We start from the raw sequence: 20,638 nt of genomic DNA on the forward strand, positions 1-20,638 counted from the left end.
TTAGTAGGCTTTCTTATTAATCAAAGACACGTTCAAAAATTTCATCGACTCTTGTTAAATGATAATTGTAATCAAAAGCTTTATCAATATCTTCATCATTCAAATATTGACGAATTTGTTCATTTTCTTCAAGCAATGGTCTAAACATCACTTGTTCATCCCAAGATTTTGCAGTCAAAGGCTGAACTAAATCGTAAGCTGCTTCACGCGTCATTCCTTTTTCAATCAACATTAACATGACATGTTGGCTGTAAATCAAACCAAAAGTCGCATCCATATTTCGTTTCATATTTTCTGGGAAAACAGTCAAATTTTTAACGATATTCCCAAAACGGTTCAACATGTAATCCAATAATTCTGTTGTATCTGGTGCAATGATGCGTTCAGCAGAACTGTGTGAAATGTCACGTTCATGCCAAAGGCTAACATCTTCAAGAGCTGTAATTGCATGTCCACGAATGACGCGGGCTAAACCTGTCATATTTTCAGAACCAATTGGATTGCGTTTGTGTGGCATTGCTGATGAGCCTTTTTGACCTTTAGCAAAGAATTCTTCAACTTCACGTTGTTCAGATTTTTGTAATCCACGGATTTCTGTGGCCATGCGTTCAATTGATGTCGCAATGAGCGCCAACGTTTGGAAGTATTCTGCATGTAAATCACGTGGTAAGACTTGTGTTGAAATCTCTTGCGGACGAGTCCCTAATTTTTCACAAACATAGGCTTCAACAAATGGAGGAATATTAGCAAATGTTCCAACAGCACCAGAAATTTTCCCAGCTTCAACAGCTTTCGCAGCATGTTCAAAACGTTCAATATTTCGTTTCATTTCGCTGTACCAAGTCGCTAATTTCAAGCCAAAAGTTGTTGGTTCAGCGTGAACGCCGTGAGTTCGACCCATCATTACTGTGTATTTATGCTCTAAAGCTTTATTTTTAACAATTTCTGCAAAGTTTTTTAGGTCATTGCGCAAAATATCATTAGCTTGTTTATAAAGATAACCATAAGCTGTATCAACGACATCTGTTGATGTAAGACCATAATGCACCCATTTGCGTTCTTCACCCAATGATTCACTAACAGAACGTGTGAAAGCTACCACATCATGACGTGTTTCTTTTTCAATTTCAAGAATGCGTTCAACATTAAAAGTTGCATTTTCGCGAATTTTTTTCACATCTGCTACCGGGATTTCCCCAAGCTCTGCCCAAGCTTCATCTGCAAGAATTTCGACTTCAAGCCATGCTTTATACTTGTTTTCTTCTGACCAAATCTCTGCCATTTCTGGACGTGAATAACGGCTAATAACCACTTTTTTCTCCTTTTTTACTGACAGAATTGCTGTCAGTAAATTAATCCTATTTTTAATTTCTAATGAACAAAGCGTCCTTTTCATTATCTATTATAACATTTTCACTTATAAAGCTTTTGGTCCATTCTACTTGTCCTAATAAAAGTAAAAAATTATCTGTCATAACCGAACAATATCTCTGACCCTATCATTTTCTATTTTTCTAAGATATCCAAAATATACTCTGTTTCTTTTAGAGAAATTTGTCCAGGCGCACTGGAATTTTCTAAACTTGCAAAAGTCCAACAAGAACCAGTCAAATAGCCAGATATTCTTGAAAGTCGTCCTAAGTCACCCATTGCCATGCTGATAAAATGGTCACCGTATTCTAAAGTCATATCACGAGTAATTTGTAATAAATCTAGAACATCACACTCACGTTCTGGCATCACAGCAACTTTAACAAAAGCAGTTCCTTCTTCATGCATTTTAATCAAACGATTGGTTAAATCGGTTGGAACTTCATCAAAATTATGATAAGAGAGGACCATCTTATCCCGAAAATCTTTCAAAGCGGCAAATGAAGGACCATGCGTAAAGAATTCGACATCGATATATGCGGGATTGTAAGTCAAAATTTCTTGTAAAATCTGTAAATATTTTTTTTCAGAAACTTGAATATTTCCGCCTTCTCTGACTGTTCTTAAAGTAAATAAAATCTTACTTTCTTTAAATTTTTCAAAGAATTTAGGAGCTATCTCTAAAATTTCATCTGCTGACAAAAAATCGGCACGCCATTCAACAATATCTGCTGCTCGATAATCACTGACAGAAACTTTCTCAAGCTCTGCTAATTCTGTCAGCATGATTGGAACAACAATTTTTGTTTTTCTCATAAACTTCTCCTTACATTTTCATAAATGCTTTCCCCTATTCTAGCATATTTTCGCAAAAAGAAAAAAGGAAACAGCGTTTCCTTTTACGTTTTTTTTACTGGGGTAGCTGGATTCGAACCAACGCATGAGGGAGTCAAAGTCCCTTGCCTTACCGCTTGGCTATACCCCAAGATTGCTTTATGACGACAAGAAACATTTTAACAAATTATCTTATTAATTTCAAGTTATAACTTATAAATTTCAAATCAATCACAAATAAATCTTTAAATCGAAAGATTATAGGCCATAATCGCTTCTTCAAGAGCTGCTTCAAAAGAAGTGACTGTAGCAATTTCTTTACCTGAAAAAACAATGACAAAATTTCCTGATTTTTCTTTAATTTCGGCGATTGTTTTTTTCCCACTTTTAATGACAGCTCCGTCAGCTGTATCAATAATTTCAAGTTCAGTATCTTTTTTCTTTGACATATTAAACTCCTCAAAATTCGAAAAGTCATTTTGACCTTCCAAATCCCTATTTTCTTTGAAATTTTTCTTTCTCAATCATATCATTTTAAAAACCTTTTGTCACGCTCATTTTACTGACAAACTTGTCAGTATGTGCCATACATTCACTCTCTTTTACTGACAGAACTTTTCACTAGAATTGAAAATAAAAAAATACTGACAGACTTTATTTCAAGAAGAAAAAAGTTCTGTCAGTAATTTTTATTATGATAATTCAGCAATAACGGCTTTAAGTTGTGCTTTTGTTTGAACACCAACAATGCGTTTTACTTCTTCACCATCTTTTTTGAACATCAATGTGGGGATAGACATAATGCCAAATCCTTGAGCTGTTGCTGGGTTTTCATCAACATCCATTTTGCAAATCTTAAGTTCTGATTCGTCAAGTTCTTCTGAAAGTTGTTCCAAAATTGGCGCTTGCATGCGACATGGACCACACCAAGTTGCCCAAAAGTCAATTAAAACAAGCCCTTCTTTTGTTTCTTCATCAAACGTTGCATCAGTAATATTATATTCCATTTTATCTCCTTCATTGAAATAATTTTCTTCAGTAAGACTATTCTAGTGTAATTCACTTAAAATTTCAAGAAAATAGATTTTGAGAAATTTATTATTTTACTTCAAAATAGCAATCGTTGCCCCAGAGCCCCCAGCATTAATTGGTGCATATTCATAAGATTTAATATGACGGTGTTTTTGAAGTTTTTTCTGTACCATTTCTCTAATAACACCCGTTCCAATCCCATGAACAATCGTAATTTGAATCAAATTTGCAAGTAGAGCTTGGTCAATATAATTATCCAATTCCAGTTCTGCTTCTTCATAACGCATCCCGCGTAAATCAAGTTGAGCTTTGACTTTAGAAGTCACCTTCTTGCTGACATTTTTAGTTTTGGCTTGAATTTGTTCTGGACTTTCAATCACTTCAAATTCATCTTCATTTAAACGAGTTGTAATTGAACCCATTTGAACTGTCCAACGTCCATCTTTTTCTAAACGAATCAATTTACCACGCTGTCCATAAGAAGTGACATTAACTTCAGCCCCTTGCTTAAGTCCTCTTTGAGCTTTCGCTTTTTTCAAAACCTTATTTTTAGAAAAATCAATGGTTGGAGCCAATCCTTCAAGTTCTTTTCTAGCAGCAATAATTTCATGTGGTTTCAATGCTGCTTTATCATTGAGATTCTTCAAAATTTCTTGTGCTTCAAGACTAGCTTTTTTAACTACTTCTTGAGCTTCTTTTTGTGCTTTTTCTAATTCAAACTCGCGCTCACGATTAATTTGATTATAGACTTTTGTCAAATCTTTATGCAAACCTTGATTTTCTCGTTCAATTTTTTTAATATTTCTTGAACTTTCAATCACTTCACGCGTTTTTTCTTCCAACTTTTCAATCATCTGATTGACATCATGCTCACTGTCAGAAATTTGTTGACTGGCTACTGAAATAATGGTTTCTGGCAAACCTAATCTTCTAGAAATCTCCAAGGCATTTGAACGTCCAGGCACTCCCAGTTGCAAATGATAGGTGGGTTGCATTTTATCAATGTTAAATTCCATACTTGCATTGATCACTTGTTGCGTTTCGACCCCATAAGCTTTTAACTCTGGGTAATGAGTACTTGCCATGGTTTTCACATTTCGTTCACGTAAATTTTCCAGTATAGCAATAGCGAGAGCTGCTCCTTCTTTCGGATCAGTTCCTGCCCCAAGTTCATCAAATAAGACCAAACTATTTTCATCTGCTTGAGCTAAAATATGAACGATATTAGTCATATGACTTGAGAAAGTTGATAAACTTTGCTCAATAGATTGCTCATCCCCGATATCGGCAAAAATATCATCAAAAAGATGAATTCGACTGCCATCAGCTGCTAAAATTGGCAGACCTGATTGAGCCAATATTGTCAACAAACCAACTGTTTTCAAAGTAATGGTCTTCCCACCCGTATTAGGACCGGTAATAACAATCGTATTGAGCCCTGCATCAAATTTAATATCATTTGCCACAACTATTTTTGCTTCAATCAAAGGATGACGAGCTGCAAAAAGGGTAATATCTTTATCGGTTGTTAATTCTGGAAGTGTCGCTTTATTCGCTGCTAAATAAAGATACTTGGCACGAACAAAATCAATATGACCAATCAACCAAGCATTTTGCCTTATATCAAAGCTATAAGGTTTTAATTGACTAGCAAGCTCACGATAAATTCTTGTGATTTCTTGGCGTTCTTCAATTCTTTTTTGATTAAGTTTGTTATTTAATGAAACAACCGCATTGGGTTCAATATAAAGAGTTTGACCTGAAGCGGACATATCATGGACTACACCAGGAATTTTATTTTTATTTTCTGCTTTTACAGGAAGAACTTGTCGGTCATTTCGGATAGTGATGACATTTTCACTCAAAGATGAAAGATTTTTGGTCAGCATTTCCTGCATGATTTTACGAATTTCTGATTGATTGCTCTTGATTGAAGCACGGATATGCATCAATTCGAGGCTGGCATTATCATAAAGACTTCCCGCATTATCAAAAATTTCTAATTTTTTGACTAATGCTGATAAATCAACCAATTTTTCTAAAGTAATAGCTAGTGAAGGTGTTTCAACATTTTCAGCTTCATCAAAAAAGCGTTGAATATTAATTCCTAATTGAATCACTTTTTTTATTTCAACGAATTCCTTGCCTGAAAGACTAGCTTCAAGCTCTAGACGTCTGAGTATTTCTGTTAAATCATTTGTTTTTCCTAAATTTAATAGGCCGTTTTCTTGGGTCAATAAGCGAAAATCAGCAACTTCATCAAAAAGGAGCTGAATTTTTTCCTTATCTGTCAAAGGTTTTAAATCTTTTAATTCTCGTTGACCCTGCGCTGTCGTCAAAGCATTCATAAACTGTTCTTTAACTTTATCATATTCCAATATTTGGAGAATTTTTTTATTCATTCTATTTAAATTTCAAGTTGTATCTTTAAATCTCTCCCCTAGTACTATCCTAGAGGATTAATGTGGACAATGTTTTCAATAAAAAGGTTTTGTAAGATTCCTGATGAAATCGGTGTATGTAAAACCATAAACCGAGCTAGAAAACTAGCATCAAGTTGACTTTGAACCGCTGCAATAGGAACTAAACTCAAGACCATCAGGACCATTTGTAAACCAAAATAAGTCGCCGCAAATCCTAAAATTCCAGCAATGATTTTTCCATTTCTTCCCAGAGGGCTAAGTGCAAAATGTAAAAATAAACCGATAAGACGGATAATAGCATAAACGACAATAAAAATTGCTAAAAACGAAATGCTCGCATAAAAAGCATCATCAAGTTGAAAAAGAAGTTTATCACTAAAAAGTAAGAGATGTGAGTTTTCTGTGGCATTTGAAAAAGGAACCCAAATACTCAATTTTTGTGCTAATTCTTTATAATTATTGGCTGCAATGAAGGCCGCAATAATCGTACCAAAACTGTAGATGACTTGTAAAATCAAGCCTCGTGAGTAACCAACCATGAAAGCCCAAACCAAGGCTACTAAAATAATCAAATTTAATATCATCAAACATTCCCAATTTACTTTTATTTTGCTTTTTAAACAAAGCACTCATAAAACTTGGCTCATTTTTATTAATGAAGCTAAGTTCAAGTCATTTTTCTTTCTCTATTATACCGTATTTCATAAAAAAAACGTACCCCTATTTAGAATACGCTTTTTATTTTAAAAAATGGATGAAGAATGTCCCCCTCTAAGTGGGTGGTCAAATTCAAGTTTTTTCGTCATGGCATTAATCGCATGGACTGCTTCACCAAAACCAACGGACATCAAGGGCATTTTTCCCAGATAATCACTTGCGTCTCCTGCGACATAAAGTCCATCAATATTGGATTGCATCATTGAATCGGCCTTAACGCGACCATTACGACTAACTTCTAAGTTTTCAGCTAAAGTCACTTGATTTGTTAAAAAACCATAATTAACCAAAATTTTATCAATCGAAAAGTTCAAGCTTTCTTCTGATTTTACTTTTTTTAATTCTAATTCATTTTCAATCAAATTTGAAAAAGTATAAGGCGTATGAACTTGAACATTAGAATTCATCACTCGGTCAACTGTAATTTCATGACCACGAAAAGCAGTTCTTCTATGAACCAAATGAACATTTTTAGCTACTTTTTCAAGCATTAATGACCAATCTAAAGCCGAATCTCCTCCACCAAAAACCGCAACATTTTTTCCCTCAAACTCTTTTAGAGAAGTGATAAAGTAAGATATTTTTCCTTCATTAGCTAAAGTTTCTTCGTTATCAATTCCTAACTTTCGAGGTTTCAAAAGGCCGGCACCAGTCGTCAGCAAAACGCCTTTGGCTCTTCTGGTTGATTTATCAGTCGTTACAGAAAAAATCCCCTCTTCTTTTTCAATTTTTTGAACGCTCTCCCCAAGAAATAATCGATGAGAGATTTGTGCTAGTTGTTCTAAAAGATTTTTTGTCAAATCTGCCCCTGTCACTGCTGGTAGGCCAGCAATATCGTAGATTAATTTTTCAGGGTAGAGATTTTGGGGTTGACCACCTGGAACTTGCGCTGATTCAATTATTGCAACTGATAAACCGCGCATTCCTGCGTAAAAAGCCGCATATAGACCAACAGGACCTGCTCCAACAATAATTAAATCTAATTCTTGCATATCAAACTCCTTAACAATTTATTCATTTAATCTATTGAATAAATTCTTTTTATCATCTCTCTATTATTGCGACTTTTCTCTCAAATGTCAAATACTTTTTACTTTAAATAAAAAAAGCCCTCAAAAGGGCTTAATTTTTATTTAGTAGAACGACGTGAAAAGATTTCATGATCCAAAACTAATTGATTTTGTTCAACATCTTCTTTAAGCATTAATTTTGTCAAAAGACGCATTGCTACTGCTCCCAAATCGTAAAGAGGTTGGTTAACAGAAGTTAAAGTTGGATATGTATATTGAGTAATTGGTGAATTTGCACCTGAGATAATTTCGAAATCTTCAGGAACTTTCACTCCCTTATCCATCATTGCAGACAAGAGTCCAACTGCTACTGTATCATGTGATACTACTGCAGAAGTTGCTCCTCGCTCAAGTAAACGTTCAGCAAGTGCTTTTCCTTGTTCATAGCTATAATTACCTTCAAAAACGAGGTTTTCATCAAATTCAATATTTGCTTCAAGCAAAGCTTCTTGATAACCAACCATGCGTTCTGTATTTTCAACGTCTTTCAATGAACCCATGATATAAGCGATTTTTTTATTTCCGCTATCAATCAATTTTTTAGTTGATTGATAAGCAGCCAAATGGTAATCAATATTAACAGATGGAATTTCTTTATCTCCATCAATTGTTCCAACTAAAACGACAGGTGTTCTTGAATTTTTGAGGGAAGTTCTAATTTTTTCATCTAAAGATGAACCCATATAGACGATTCCGTCAACTTGTTTTGATAAGAAAGTTTCTAAAACTTTTTCTTCTTTTTCAACATCATTATCACTATTAGCTAAAATCATGTTGTATTTATACATGGAAGCGATATCATCAACCCCGCGAGTAATCGCTGCGAAGTAAGTTGAAGTGATGGTTGGCAAGATAACACCAACTGTTGTTGTACGTTTACTTGCGAGTCCGCGCGCAACTGCATTAGGACGATAGTCAAGCTCAGCAATAGCTTCTAAGACCTTTTGGCGCGTCTTTTCCTTTACATTTGCATTTCCATTTACAACACGACTAACGGTTGCCATTGACACTCCGGCGACACGTGCCACATCATAAATTGTTGTTGTTGATTCTACCATAATTGGCTATCCTCTTTCTTTTCTTTTTATTCATAGTATTTATGAAAACCATTTTCATTTACAAATTATATCATTAACTGTAAACCTTTTCAACCTTCAGCTATGTTTTTTTACGTGATTTTTTAATAAAAATAGCGTAGAATAGGGGATATAGTGTTTTTTATTTTCATAAGAATTTAAGAAACTCATTTTCATAAATATTGGAGGAACCATTTTGAGCAAAATTGAACGTATTTCAGCTTTTCTGAATGACAAGGAAGTCGATATGACTTTCATTACTAATCCGACAACTCTAAATTATCTAACAGGGCTAGCAATTGATCCCCATGAACGAATTGCTGGGCTGATGATTTTTAGAGATTCAACTCCAATGTTATTTACTCCTGCTTTGGAAGTTGAAAAAGCTAAAGAACACACAAGTGGTCTGGATATTTTCGGATATGAAGATTCTCAAAACCCTTGGGAAGTTGTTAAAAATCATGTAAAATCAGATGTTAAATCAATAGCTGTTGAATTTTCAGATATTCCTTTAGCTAAAACTGAAGGCTTGAAAGCACAATTTGGTGATATTAATTTTGTGAATTTGACTCCTTTGATTGAACGGATGCGTTTGATTAAGTCAGCAGATGAAATTGAAAAAATGAAAGTTGCTGGTGATTTTGCTGACAAGTGTTTTGAAATTGGTTTTGCCACTGCTGCTGAACGTAATGGTGTGACTGAATCTGATATCGTTGCAAAAATTGAATATGAAATGAAACGTATGGGTGTTCCACAGATGTCATTTGACACGCTTGTTTTATCAGGAGCTCGCGCTGCTAATCCACATGGTGCACCTGAAAATGTTGAAATTCAAGAAAATAAACTTTTGCTCTTTGACTTGGGTGTGATGAGTGGCGGATATGCTTCTGATGCGACACGTACAATCGCTATTGGTCAACCTAATGACTTTGATGCTGAGATCCATAAAATCGTTAAGGAAGCTCAACAAGCAGCCATGGACTTCATTAAACCTGGTGTAACTGCACATGAAGTTGATGCTGTTGCTCGTGATTTAATTACTAAAGCAGGATATGGTGAATATTTCAATCACCGCCTTGGACATGGTATCGGAATGGACGTTCACGAATATCCATCTATTGTTGCTGGAAATGACCTCGTAATTCAAGAAGGGATGTGCTTCTCTAACGAACCTGGAATTTATATTCCTGGTAAAGTAGGTGTGCGTATTGAAGACTGTCTTTACGTAACAGAAAATGGTTGTGAAAGCTTCACTCATACTGACCATGACTTATTAATTTTCTAATCGATTAATTGATAAAAGTAAAAAACTAATCATCATTTTGATGATTAGTTTTTATTTTCTAAGCGTCATAGTCTAAGTTGTCAGCATGGCCAGAACCATTACCAACAAAGAAACCTGTTTTAGCATTGATTGATACTAAATACCGACCATCTGGTGCATAAAGATTGTAATAACCACTAACAATTCCGGCTGGGAAACCTTGGGAACCATTGGTTGTATGAATCGCTGTTGGAACTAAAATATAATTATCTCCTGTAATATAGCCGCGTTCACGGGCTTTATTCAGAACCATTTCTTTAATTCCAGCTCCCCATGTGAAAGCAGGATCATTCGTGTTGACTCCAGCTTGAGGTTGGACACGTGCTGCTGATACTTCTAAATTAACTCCGTTGCTACTCAAACCATTAGTATTACTACTTGTGCTGGCATTTGTACTTGAACCTGCTGAAGCTGCTGACGAAGGAGTCGTCGTAGAATTGCTTTGACTAGCTGTACTTGATGTAGAACTTTGGCTAGTAGCTCCTTGATTCGCTTTGGCTTCTGCTGCACTTGCAGACGCTTTAGCTGAACTTTCCTTGGCAACTTGGCTCTTAGCTAAATCAATGGCTTGTGTCAGTAATTTATTCAGGGTTTCATTGGTTGTTTTAGGAGTTTCTGGAAATTTTACATTTGCCACTACTTTAGCTGATGAATCAAGTTTTCCGTCAGTAATTGCTGCGCTAGTAAAGAGAGCATTCACTTTCTTAATCGCATTAATTTGGTCTTTTAGGCTTTCTGTATCAGAGACTGCATTTGACCATGCCATGGAATTTTTGTGAGCATCAACTAAAGTTTCAAGAGCTGATAACTTGCTAAATTGACTATTTCTCAAAATAGTATGTGATTTGTCAGTGAAAAAAGCATCGTATTGTTTCTGATATTTATCTAAATCACTCTGACTGCTTTGAGAAGTTTGAACCGTTTTCCCTTTTTGATGACTATTATATTGGGCAAATCCAATCGCTCCAGCTGCAATTAAAACAATTGCACATAGACCAATAATGATTGGTTTTTTACGATTTTTTGACTTTTCGTCAGTAATTTTTGCCGCATTTTCTTCTACTTTATCTGCTTTAAAGGATGTTGTTTCAGCTAGTAAGTGAGGTGAAACTGATTCAGCAGTAATAACTTTATCAGGAATATCACTTTTTGTCTCTTTTGGTGAATCTGTCACTTTTTCCTCAGCTCCCGATTCAAGAGACTCATTATTTTCAGTAGAATCTTCTTTTGAATCAGATTTAATTTCTTCTGCTGGTTCTTCTGTTACTTTTGGTTCAACTTCTGATTTTTCGTCAATTATTGAATCAGTTTTAGTGTCAGCGTCAGTTTCAGAAATTTCTGGTTCACTTGGCTCGTCCATTGGAACTTCGTTTGCTGACATCATAACTGGTGCAGCAACTGCCTTCTCATCTTGTGGACTTTCGGCTTTTTCTTCTTCGTCAGTTGGTTCAGTTTTCTTGACTTCTTCAACTTGCGGAGCTTCTTTTTGCTCTGGCAAAGTACTGACAGGGGCGTCGACCATCACAACTGGATCTAAAACTAAATCATTTTTTGATTTTTTAGTTCCTTCACTTTCCTTGTCAGCAACTTCTAAGTCTTTATTCTCTGCTGACAAATCAGAATCAGAACTGTCAGTAACTTTTTCAGTTTCAATTTTTGAAGCTGCTAACCCATCATTCTCGTCGTCTTCCACATTGGAAACTTCTTGAATTTTTTCTGACTTAGTTTCTTTTTCTTCTTTAACCGGAACTTCTATATTCGTACGTTCTGCCTGAATGAATTCATCCAAATTTTTACTTTTAGCTTCTTCAATTTCTCCACGATGCTGACGAATATATTTATCTAAAACAGACTCATTTTCTTCATTTTCTTTATCAACACGTTTTGATTCTTCAACAATTTGCCCTACAGTAAAATCTTGTAAATCTTGAAGTTTCAAAGTTTTTTCACCAATTTGTTGCTCGTTTTTTGGCTTATTGTTGTTTTTGTTATTTTTGTTTTTGTTTCTATTTTTTTTATTTTTGTTTGACATTTTTCCTCCGAATAAGATTCCCACAATTCCAATAAAATGGTGAATCAGACAACGAGAGTTGCTCAAACTCGTCTGAATTTTACTGACAGCCGTCATCACTAAAATTTATAGTTCTAGTAATAGCTTTTGTTCTGTCAGTAAAATTTATTTCATACGTTTTCCGAAATACATATACAAATCTGTTCTAAGTGTTCCGTTATATAGTTTGCGTTTTTTAGTTGCTTTTGCCCCATAATGCTTTTCAAAAGCGACATCACTCGTCAAAATGTATTTACTCCAAGTTTCTAGTGGCGCAAAAGTTTTACCCATTTCACCATAAAGAGCTGCTACAGCTTCTTCATCTTCCAAACGCACCCCATAAGGCGGGTTAGAAACTAAGACACCGTCAAGCTTATCAGTTCTAAAATCTTGAAGTCGCATTTGCTTATATTTTATCACATCTGAAAGGCCTGCCGCAAGTGCATTATGTTTTGCAATTTCAATCATTTTTCCATCAATGTCAAAACCTTGAATATCCAATTCTAAATCTGTACGAACTTGTTTTTTTGCTAAAGCTTTTTCTTGCTTCAAAATTTCTTTATCAAACCAAGGCCATGCAGTAAAAGCAAAAGGACGATTCATTCCTGGCGCCATATTTAAAGCCAGCATTGCTGCTTCAATTGTAAATGTTCCAGAACCACAAGTAGGGTCAACAAAAGCACGACGGGGATTTGCTAACCAATTGGTTAATAAAATAATCGAAGCTGCCATATTTTCTTTCAAAGGAGCTTCTCCTTTTTCTGAACGATAGCCCCGTTTAAATAAAGAATCGCCAGTCGTATCAATCAATACAGTTGCCATATCTTTGTGTAAAGCAATCTCAATTGAAAATTTAGCTCCATTTTCAGGAATCGGAACACCTTCAGGACGATGATAAGTCGTCTGTAATTTTTTTACAATCGCTTTTTTAGTGATACTTTGAATTGACGGCTCATTATGTAAAGTTGATTTCACTGCTTTAGCTTTGCTGACAGGAAATTGGCTTCCAAAAGGAATAAGCTCTGCCCAGGGAAGAGCATAAACATTTTCAAACAATTCATCAAATGTTCTAGCTTTAAATTCCCCAACCACAATTTTTACACGGTCAGCCGTTCTTAACCAAAGATTCGCCTTAGCAATTGTTGCCAAATTTCCCTCAAAGAAGACACGTGAACGGTCGTCAATTGAAACATTTTCAATTTCCAGATTACGAAGTTCGCGAGCAACTAAACTCTCTAAACCACTTGAAGAAGTTGCTAATAACTTGAATTTCTTTTGCATTTTTTAACTTTCCATTCTCTGCATGATATGAGCAGAGATAATTCTATCTATTTCAATTAAACATTATTTATCAAAAAAAGCCGAGGCTAAAAGCCCCAGCCTGTGTCATACAGTTTTCTATAAGCCATGTTTTGTTCCAGTTCAATTCACATTCGTGAATCTCCCCTTCGATAATCATCTGTCTGCCAAAATTCTTAATTTCAGCCTCGACCACGCCTTCATTTTGGCTAGTCAAGTGCCCCGACCATAAGTTTGGGTTGCTCGCTTGAGGGGTTTACCACGTTCCATTCTTAGCGTTTCCTCTAAGACTCGTCTCTATGGCACTTTTACAGGCTACTCACGCATATCAAAAGACTTAGCGTTTTGGCCAGCCGTTAGGCATGACGCTCCTACCTAGGTTTATTGTTTGACCTAGCACAATCACTGCGTGCATCTCAGCAACGCGCGAGCATGGACTTTCCTCACGATTTACAAAAAATCGCGCGATTATCCGAAAACTGTTTTTATCAAAAATTAAGCAGAACAATAAAGTTCATTTACCAAAATCTTTGCCTTCACATCTTGTGAAGTTTGCAAATAGGCTCATTTCTAAACCTAATGCAGAACATAAAACATTTCAATTTTATATTTTCTTAGTTGTTGTCACTAGCAATGCCATTAGGACCAAATACAGCTTGTTCTAAACGATTAATTCGTTTGAGTAAATCAAAATTACTTGGATTACGCATTTCCACTTTTGGTTTACTTGAACGCGCTTGAAGAATTTGGTTAGGGTCAAAGCGTTGTGTATCATCAAGATTTGCTTGATTTGGCTTAGAAACTTGCATTTCTAATTCAGCAATCTTTTTCTTCAAAAACTCATTTTCCTCTTGAAGACGCAAGTTTTCAGTCTGATAAGTTTCATAATCAGCAATAACGTCATCAAGGAGTTCATCGACTTCTTCTTTATCGTAACCACGCATCTTTGTAGAGAAGTCTGCTTCATAGATATCTTTAGGCGTAAATTTAAATGTCGGCATTTTTACCTCTTCATCATCATTATAAAATGTCCATTATTTATGATAACAGATTTTCAGTTTTTTTTCAAGGTCAACCTGATTAAAGTGATATCAAAAAGATAGGATTTATCAGCTGCACTTGTTTTTATATCAAAATCAAGTTTAATTAAATCAGAAAGTCCATTTTTTAGGGATCTAACATTTAATTTTCTAACCAATTGATTGGCCAATTTTACAGGATAAGGGTGCATTTTTAAAAAGGCAACTTGTTGATTTTCTTGCCAACCTTTGTTTTGGAAAAGTTTGACTTGTAAATACAAACGATAAGAATTTGTCAAAATAGCTAATATTTTAATTAAATCTTCCCCTTGCAAGGTCAAATCATGGACTAAACCACGCGCCTCATCAATTTTCCCTTTAAAAATTAAATCAGTTAAGGCAAAGATATTGTCTTGTAGCGATTTTGGGACGACTCTTTCCACATCATCAAGCGTCACTTCTCGCCCTAGTGCATAAGTTTGAACTAGGTCAATATTTTGCTTCATTACTGAAAAATTATCATTTGATTTGGCGGCAATTAAACTCAAAACTGCCTTTGGTAACGGACTTATCCGACTAAAATATTGAATTAATTCTTGACTCTTTAATTCTTGTGCTTCAAGTAAAGTTGCTTTAGCTTTTAATTTTTTAACAACTTTAAGACGACTGTCCAATTTTCCATAAAGAATTAAAACAAGTTGTGTAGTTTCTGGCGGATCATCTAAAAAATTTTCAAAGCGCTTCAACTGCTTTTCATCTAAAACACTTTTTTTAGCCGTTGTTAAATTAACCAAGTTTTCTAGGATTACCAACCGAGAATCTGAGAAAAAAGGTAGAGATTCCAAATCTTCAAGGGCTAAATCACTATTACTAGGAGTTAAGTCATAATAAGCCTGGCTCAAATCCGTTGGCTCGAAATTAACCTCTGTTAAGAGTTGATTTTTCAATTCTCCAACTAGTTCCCTTGACTCACCAAAAATTACTAAAATTTGAGGGAGTCCTTTTCTTTTGACTTCGTTAAATTCATCAAATACTGTCATTTTTAACTACCTCGTTACCATTTTTAAAGCAAGCCCCAAGAGAACAAGGAGCAGGATGAGCAAAGCAAAACCTAAACAACCAACTTGAAAGAGTTTAGCAAAACTTGATTTTGCATTTCTAACAATTTCATTATCCGGTACGGCTATTTTCTCCTCCATTGATTTATATTTTTCATTAGAGTCAAAAGTGACATAACCCCCACCAATAAAGCCAACATCGTCCGTCATTTTATTTCCGTACAAAGCATCATTCCATGTAATCGGTCGATAAGCTTGAACTCCTGCAATAAATTTTTGTGAAGAAGTGATATTTTTATCTGTCTTTAATTCTTCATAAAGTGCTTTGACTGGGGCTTTCATGCCGCCTTTTAAAATCTCATCATCAGCAGGCCGATTCCAAAATTCTAAGCGCATATAAAGCTGTCCTAAAATTTGTAAAACTGGTTCTTTGCGTTCATTTAAAACCAAAGCATCAGCTAAAACATTTTTTTCCTTGGTTGAAAGTTCTTTATTTTGCTCATCTTCTCGTAAGATTTCATAGATTTGGAGAAAATAGTGACGATAATATAGTTCTTCACTCACTCTTCTCCCCCTCCAATAAACTCTCCATCCGGACTAACAAGGACTTTACGAGGAGTCGTTCCTTTAGCCGGACCAACAATTCCTTGCGCTTCCAACTCATTCATCAAATCAGAGGCGCGATTAAATCCAACTTTTAAAGCCCGTTGCAATTGAGCCGTTGAAGCTTTTTGAGCTATAATAACCATATTTCGTGCTTCTTCAAATAAGGGGTCACCAGAACCTGCATTTGAAGCTCCCGTACCAACTTGGCTCTCATCTACATCACCCGGGTCAAAGCTTTCGTCATATTGAGCTTCTGATTGGTCTTTAATAAAGGTTACAACAGATTCGACATCATCGTCGGATAAGAAGGCCCCTTGCAAACGAATCGGATGATTTTCATCAATAGGTTTAAAGAGCATATCCCCACGACCTAGTAATTTTTCAGCCCCATTAGTATCTAAAATTGTTCGTGAATCTGTTCCAGATGAAACAGCAAAAGCAATTCTTGACGGAACATTTGCTTTAATTAGTCCAGAAATGACATCAACAGATGGACGCTGCGTCGCAAGAATCATATGAATCCCTGCGGCCCGAGCTTTTTGTCCCAAACGAATAATTGCATCTTCCACTTCTTTACTGGCAACCATCATCAAATCGGCCAATTCATCAACAATGACCACAATCAAAGGAAGCTCAATCATTTTTTCATCTGATTCTGCATTATATCTTTGAACTTTTTCATTATATCCCGCAATGTTTCGGACGCCATAACGACTAAAGAGTTCATAGCGTTCTTCCATTTGGTCGACAACTTTTTGAAGGGCACGTGAAGCTTTACGTGGATTTGTTACGACTGGAATCAATAGATGAGGAATATCATTGTAAACAGAAAGTTCGACCATTTTAGGGTCAACCATCAGAAACTTCACTTGACTAGGCAAAGCCTTCATCAAAATTGAAGTAATAATACCATTTACCGCTACTGATTTACCTGAACCAGTTGAACCTGCAACCAATAAGTGAGGCATTCTTGTTAAATCAAATGTGCGAATTCCACCATCTAATGATTTACCAAGAGGAATTTCTAACAATTTGCTTGGATTAGTTTTGCCAGCCTCCCACATTTCGCGGAAACCAACCATTGCAACTTCGGCATTAGGAATTTCGACGCCGACTAAAGATTTCCCAGGAATTGGCGCTTCAATTCGTATATCTTTGGCAGCTAAGGCTAAGGCTAAATCATCTGATAAATTAACAACCCGTGAAACTTTAGTTCCGGTCGCTAATTTGATTTCATATTTTGTAATTGATGGACCGACGACTGCCGATTCAACATTGGCACCAATTCCAAAAGATTTGAAAGTTTCTTCTAAAATACCAATATTTTTACGAACATTCTCACGTTCGCCTGATTGATTTTTGACAGGAACTTCTGCCAGTAAATCAATGGTTGGTAATTTATAGTTACCGTTGTAGTTATTAGTATTTGAAAAATTGACAGGTTCATCATCAAGAGGAACTTCTGCTAAAACTGGACTTTCATTTTCATTTTCTTCAAAAGGCGCTTCCGGGATATTAATTGGAATTTCAGTAGGTGCTGTGGTAAATAATGAATTTTCTGCTGCCTCTGGAAGCTCTTCTCTTTCTGCTACGGCTTGTTTTTCTTCTAGCTCAGCAAGTGCTTTCGCTGCTTTTTTAGCTTCTGCTTTTTCGGCATGTTTTTCTTTCCATTTCGCTAAACGTTGATGTAAATCTTCACGCATTTTAGGGAAAAGTCCTGGAATCATGAGATAAATAGCAACTAACCAAAGTACCGCAGCAATAATATAGACACCAATGACTGAAAACAAGGCTTTAGCAGGCTCGGTGATTAATGCTCCAATGACACCTGAGCCGACAAAATGAATGACACGGCCAGCCATTAAATCAGACCAGATAAGATGAAAAGTTTCATTAAATCCTTGATGAAGTCGAATTTGAAAGACAAACATTAGGCCGATAAAAGTTAAAATAATGGCTGGAATAATTCTTTTATTTTCTTTTAAAACTTGCTTACGAAAGACGGAAATAATCATTAGTCCAGCAAGCAAGAGAAGAAAAACAATCGCAAGAGAACCAACAAACAAGCGGACAATGTTATAAAGTAAGACTCCGACAATTCCTAGGCGAGCAAGCGCAAATAAGATTAAAAGAAGCCCAACAAAAAAAGCAATCATTTTGCGTGTTGCGGCCTTTTTCTGTTGTTCTTTTTTAGTATTTTTTCTGGTTGTTTTTTTCTTTGCAGGCATTTTTTTACTTTCACTCATTTTTAATAATATTGACAGGTTTGTCAGTAAAATAATATTAATTATATTTATTTATTTTTATAGTTAACACAAACTGACAGTTCTGTCAGTCATTTAAATTCTTCATAAAAGAATAGATAATTCCACTTACAATTATATCATAAATTTGATACAATAAAATTATGGAAAATATCAATGATTATAAGGCTTTAGCCTTCTTCGATTTAGACGGAACGTTACTTAACAGTCAAAGTAAACTTGACCAAGAAGTTATTGAAGGAATTCATCGGATTCGCGAAAATGGTGTTTTACCTTTCATTGCTACTGGCCGTGGACATTTTGAACTTGATGAAATCATGAGTTTAACTGGGATTAGTGGAGCGGTTGCCATGAACGGACAGTATATTGTTTTAGATGGTGAAACAATATATAAAGAAGAAATTCCGACAAGTAGTGTTGAAAAATTACTTGAGGCAGCAAGTCCTCACTCAGAAGCTCTTTCTTTTTATGACAGTCAAGGTTATTGGGTGAGTGAATTAACTGACTTAGCTAAAACCGCTTATGCTTACACTCATATGCCAATGCCTCAGGCAGATGCCAAACGTTATCTCTCTCAAGAAGTTAATATGCTTTTGGTTTTGACCAATCAACTCAGTCAAGTTGATTATTATAAAGAACAAGTTCCTGAACTTAACTTTTTCATGAACTCTCCAAGTTCAATTGATGTGACAAATAGTACAACTAACAAAGGGACAGGAATTAATCATGTCAAAGAAGTGCTAAATTTCACTGGTCAAACTTTCGCCTTTGGTGATGGTCGTAATGACTTAGATTTATTCAAAGCAGCTGACCACAGAACGGCAATGGGAAATGCTGTTCCTGAATTAAAAGAGTTAGCCGATTTTATCTCTACAGAAAATACTAACCACGGAATCATCAATGCTTTTAATCATTGGGGCATCATGTAAAGTATAATCAAAAAATTACTGACAGAAAGTTTGTCAGTAATTTTTTTATTTATTTTCAAGCATTTCTCGTCTTCGATAGACATAAGCAAGAATGAAACAGAGGGCAACTGGTAAGGTCAAAATTAAGCCAACACCGTTAAAAACAGAGGCTACACAATAAAAGATACCAACAACTAAGAAATAAATTCCCCAACCTTTTTCTTTTGTCAATCTTGCAAAAGCCACCCAATTTAAAGCTAGTAAAGCGATTAAAATCAGAGCTGCAATCATTGCTGCGGTAGACAATAATTGCTTATCAAATCCTGAATCTTGAAGTTCTGTCATAATTTCTGAATTCTCTGGCATATAAATAATGGCCCAAAAACTAATTAGCCCAACAAGTGCCAAAATTGAAAAAATAATCGACCCTACTAGAGCAAAAATTTTTGATTTTCTCATTTTTTCTCATTTCCTTTTTGATTCTTTAATTATAACATTTTTAGACCAACAAAAAAATCCGCCTCAAATGGCGGATTAATGACAGACTTGTCAGTAATTATTGATTTACGAATTTACTGACAGAGTATCATTATTTATTTTAAAGCTTGGGCAGCTGTGATAATTGCAAGTTTATAGACATCTTCTTCGTTACTTCCACGAGAGAGATCAGAAACAGGTGCGTTCAAACCTTGCAAAATTGGCCCAATGGCTTCAAAATTACCCAATCGTTGAGCAATTTTATAACCAATATTCCCTGACTGAATATCTGGGAAGATAAAGACATTCGCACGTCCCGCAACTTTTGATTCTGGGGCTTTTTGACGAGCAACAGCTGGGACAAAAGCAGCATCAAACTGCAGTTCACCATCAATTTCCAATTCTGGGTAACCTTCTTTAACAAGTTTTGTTGCTTCTACTACTTTATCAACATCTTCTGATTTTCCAGAACCTTTAGTTGAGAATGAAAGCATAGCAACTTTAGGATCAATATCAAAGAGTGCAGCAGTTTCAGCTGAGGCCACAGCTATGTCAGCAAGAGTTGATGCATCTGGATTGATATTAATCGCACAGTCACCAAAAATATATTTTTCATTGTCATCACGACCACGAACCATGATAAAAGCACCAGAAACAGATTTTACTCCTGGTTTGGTTTTAATAATTTGAAGTGCCGGACGAACAGTATCAGCAGTTGAATGAATTGCGCCAGAAACCATTCCGTCAGCAATTTTCATATAAACAAGCATCGTTCCAAAATAATTTGGGTCTTTCAAGAGCTCTTTTGCTTGTTCTTCTGTAACTTTACCTTTACGACGTTCCACAAAAGTTTCCGTCATCGTTTCAAAACGTCCACAATTTTCTGGGTCATAAATCTCAAAACCTTCAGGATTAATTCCACGTGAAATCAATGTTTCAGTGACTTCTTTTACATTTCCAATAAAGACAGGTGTAATTAGTCCATCAGCGTTAAGACGATTTGCAGCACCTAAAATACGTGCATCAGTTCCTTCAGGAAAGACAATTTTTAAGCCTTTTCCACTAATTTTTTGTTTCAGTGATTCAAAAAGTTCCATTTTGACAAAATCC

General features: G+C 35.5%; 18 protein-coding genes, 1 tRNA gene and 1 other RNA gene. 2 read left to right on the forward strand and 18 right to left on the reverse strand.

Features of this window, described 5'->3' with window-relative positions; genetic code table 11:
- Nucleotides 1-16 precede the first annotated feature (16 nt).
- The 9 genes from purB to ccpA form a co-directional block, all read right to left on the reverse strand.
- Nucleotides 17-1,312, reverse strand: a complete 1,296-nt coding sequence (purB, locus tag QJV49_RS03165) for an adenylosuccinate lyase (RefSeq protein ID WP_225512113.1) — start codon at nt 1,310-1,312, stop codon at nt 17-19.
- Between the two features lie 194 nt (nt 1,313-1,506).
- Nucleotides 1,507-2,187 carry a type I 3-dehydroquinate dehydratase gene (aroD, locus tag QJV49_RS03170; RefSeq protein WP_225512030.1) on the reverse strand — a complete coding sequence of 227 codons (681 nt, stop codon included), beginning with the start codon at nt 2,185-2,187 and terminating at the stop codon, nt 1,507-1,509.
- Nucleotides 2,188-2,284: 97 nt separating this feature from the next.
- Nucleotides 2,285-2,356 (reverse strand) — tRNA-Gln (locus QJV49_RS03175).
- Between the two features lie 94 nt (nt 2,357-2,450).
- Nucleotides 2,451-2,654 carry a DUF2969 domain-containing protein gene (locus tag QJV49_RS03180; RefSeq protein WP_010906074.1) on the reverse strand — a complete coding sequence of 68 codons (204 nt, stop codon included), beginning with the start codon at nt 2,652-2,654 and terminating at the stop codon, nt 2,451-2,453.
- A gap of 243 nt (nt 2,655-2,897) precedes the next feature.
- Complete coding sequence (trxA, locus tag QJV49_RS03185) at nt 2,898-3,212, reverse strand: thioredoxin (protein WP_003129442.1); 315 nt, start codon at nt 3,210-3,212, stop codon at nt 2,898-2,900.
- Between the two features lie 96 nt (nt 3,213-3,308).
- Nucleotides 3,309-5,639, reverse strand: coding sequence for an endonuclease MutS2 (locus tag QJV49_RS03190; RefSeq protein WP_225512029.1), 2,331 nt, complete (start codon nt 5,637-5,639; stop codon nt 3,309-3,311).
- Nucleotides 5,640-5,683: 44 nt separating this feature from the next.
- On the reverse strand, nt 5,684-6,244 hold the full coding sequence (locus QJV49_RS03195; RefSeq protein WP_225512028.1) for a CvpA family protein: 561 nt from the start codon (nt 6,242-6,244) through the stop codon (nt 5,684-5,686).
- Nucleotides 6,245-6,403: 159 nt separating this feature from the next.
- A complete protein-coding gene (locus QJV49_RS03200; RefSeq protein ID WP_058209642.1) occupies nt 6,404-7,369 on the reverse strand; it encodes an NAD(P)/FAD-dependent oxidoreductase in 966 nt (321 codons plus the stop codon).
- A 137-nt stretch (nt 7,370-7,506) separates the two neighbouring features.
- Entirely contained in the window at nt 7,507-8,505 is a 999-nt protein-coding gene (gene ccpA / locus QJV49_RS03205; RefSeq protein ID WP_003129447.1) for a catabolite control protein A, read from the reverse strand.
- Between the two features lie 214 nt (nt 8,506-8,719).
- On the opposite strand from ccpA, the gene QJV49_RS03210 reads away from it, so the two are divergent.
- Nucleotides 8,720-9,808, forward strand: a complete 1,089-nt coding sequence (locus tag QJV49_RS03210; RefSeq protein ID WP_003129448.1) for a Xaa-Pro peptidase family protein — start codon at nt 8,720-8,722, stop codon at nt 9,806-9,808.
- A gap of 58 nt (nt 9,809-9,866) precedes the next feature.
- On the opposite strand, the gene QJV49_RS03215 is transcribed toward QJV49_RS03210, so the two are convergent.
- The 7 genes from QJV49_RS03215 to QJV49_RS03245 form a co-directional block, all read right to left on the reverse strand.
- Nucleotides 9,867-11,879 (reverse strand): cell division site-positioning protein MapZ family protein, encoded by a 2,013-nt coding sequence (locus QJV49_RS03215; protein WP_225512027.1) that lies wholly within the window; start codon nt 11,877-11,879, stop codon nt 9,867-9,869.
- A gap of 144 nt (nt 11,880-12,023) precedes the next feature.
- Complete coding sequence (locus QJV49_RS03220; RefSeq protein ID WP_225512026.1) at nt 12,024-13,178, reverse strand: class I SAM-dependent RNA methyltransferase; 1,155 nt, start codon at nt 13,176-13,178, stop codon at nt 12,024-12,026.
- Nucleotides 13,179-13,293: 115 nt separating this feature from the next.
- An RNA gene (gene rnpB / locus QJV49_RS03225) (RNase P RNA component class B) lies at nt 13,294-13,676 on the reverse strand.
- A gap of 134 nt (nt 13,677-13,810) precedes the next feature.
- Nucleotides 13,811-14,197 carry a cell division regulator GpsB gene (gene gpsB / locus QJV49_RS03230; protein WP_225512025.1) on the reverse strand — a complete coding sequence of 129 codons (387 nt, stop codon included), beginning with the start codon at nt 14,195-14,197 and terminating at the stop codon, nt 13,811-13,813.
- 53 nt (nt 14,198-14,250) lie between these two features.
- Nucleotides 14,251-15,255, reverse strand: coding sequence for a DNA polymerase III subunit delta (gene holA, locus QJV49_RS03235; RefSeq protein WP_225512024.1), 1,005 nt, complete (start codon nt 15,253-15,255; stop codon nt 14,251-14,253).
- A 6-nt stretch (nt 15,256-15,261) separates the two neighbouring features.
- Complete coding sequence (locus QJV49_RS03240; protein WP_225512023.1) at nt 15,262-15,837, reverse strand: hypothetical protein; 576 nt, start codon at nt 15,835-15,837, stop codon at nt 15,262-15,264.
- The gene (locus QJV49_RS03245) at nt 15,834-18,125 is read right to left on the reverse strand and encodes a DNA translocase FtsK (RefSeq protein WP_281449159.1); all 2,292 of its coding nucleotides are present in this window, start codon (nt 18,123-18,125) and stop codon (nt 15,834-15,836) included. Before QJV49_RS03245 ends, QJV49_RS03240 begins: the two co-directional genes overlap by 4 nt.
- A gap of 161 nt (nt 18,126-18,286) precedes the next feature.
- On the opposite strand from QJV49_RS03245, the gene QJV49_RS03250 reads away from it, so the two are divergent.
- On the forward strand, nt 18,287-19,072 hold the full coding sequence (locus QJV49_RS03250) for a Cof-type HAD-IIB family hydrolase (protein WP_225512021.1): 786 nt from the start codon (nt 18,287-18,289) through the stop codon (nt 19,070-19,072).
- A 45-nt stretch (nt 19,073-19,117) separates the two neighbouring features.
- Here QJV49_RS03250 and QJV49_RS03255 read toward each other — a convergent pair whose 3' ends face one another.
- Nucleotides 19,118-19,510, reverse strand: coding sequence for a hypothetical protein (locus tag QJV49_RS03255; protein WP_225512020.1), 393 nt, complete (start codon nt 19,508-19,510; stop codon nt 19,118-19,120).
- A gap of 134 nt (nt 19,511-19,644) precedes the next feature.
- The gene (gene pta / locus QJV49_RS03260) at nt 19,645-20,625 is read right to left on the reverse strand and encodes a phosphate acetyltransferase (RefSeq protein WP_225512019.1); all 981 of its coding nucleotides are present in this window, start codon (nt 20,623-20,625) and stop codon (nt 19,645-19,647) included.
- Between the last annotated feature and the right edge of the window lie 13 nt (nt 20,626-20,638).

This window comes from Lactococcus sp. NH2-7C, assembly GCF_029953655.1.
GTDB lineage: Bacteria > Bacillota > Bacilli > Lactobacillales > Streptococcaceae > Lactococcus > Lactococcus lactis.

Coding starts and splice junctions, on each gene's coding strand:
- aroD (WP_225512030.1), bottom strand. CDS start 2,187: ATGAGAAAAACAAAAATTGTTGTTCCAATCATGCTGACAGAATTAGCA.
- QJV49_RS03255 (WP_225512020.1), bottom strand. CDS start 19,510: ATGAGAAAATCAAAAATTTTTGCTCTAGTAGGGTCGATTATTTTTTCA.
- QJV49_RS03195 (WP_225512028.1), bottom strand. CDS start 6,244: ATGATATTAAATTTGATTATTTTAGTAGCCTTGGTTTGGGCTTTCATG.
- QJV49_RS03245 (WP_281449159.1), bottom strand. CDS start 18,125: ATGAGTGAAAGTAAAAAAATGCCTGCAAAGAAAAAAACAACCAGAAAA.
- QJV49_RS03215 (WP_225512027.1), bottom strand. CDS start 11,879: ATGTCAAACAAAAATAAAAAAAATAGAAACAAAAACAAAAATAACAAA.
- ccpA (WP_003129447.1), bottom strand. CDS start 8,505: ATGGTAGAATCAACAACAACAATTTATGATGTGGCACGTGTCGCCGGA.
- trxA (WP_003129442.1), bottom strand. CDS start 3,212: ATGGAATATAATATTACTGATGCAACGTTTGATGAAGAAACAAAAGAA.
- gpsB (WP_225512025.1), bottom strand. CDS start 14,197: ATGCCGACATTTAAATTTACGCCTAAAGATATCTATGAAGCAGACTTC.
- holA (WP_225512024.1), bottom strand. CDS start 15,255: ATGACAGTATTTGATGAATTTAACGAAGTCAAAAGAAAAGGACTCCCT.
- QJV49_RS03200 (WP_058209642.1), bottom strand. CDS start 7,369: ATGCAAGAATTAGATTTAATTATTGTTGGAGCAGGTCCTGTTGGTCTA.
- QJV49_RS03250 (WP_225512021.1), top strand. CDS start 18,287: ATGGAAAATATCAATGATTATAAGGCTTTAGCCTTCTTCGATTTAGAC.
- QJV49_RS03220 (WP_225512026.1), bottom strand. CDS start 13,178: ATGCAAAAGAAATTCAAGTTATTAGCAACTTCTTCAAGTGGTTTAGAG.
- QJV49_RS03190 (WP_225512029.1), bottom strand. CDS start 5,639: ATGAATAAAAAAATTCTCCAAATATTGGAATATGATAAAGTTAAAGAA.
- pta (WP_225512019.1), bottom strand. CDS start 20,625: ATGGAACTTTTTGAATCACTGAAACAAAAAATTAGTGGAAAAGGCTTA.
- QJV49_RS03180 (WP_010906074.1), bottom strand. CDS start 2,654: ATGTCAAAGAAAAAAGATACTGAACTTGAAATTATTGATACAGCTGAC.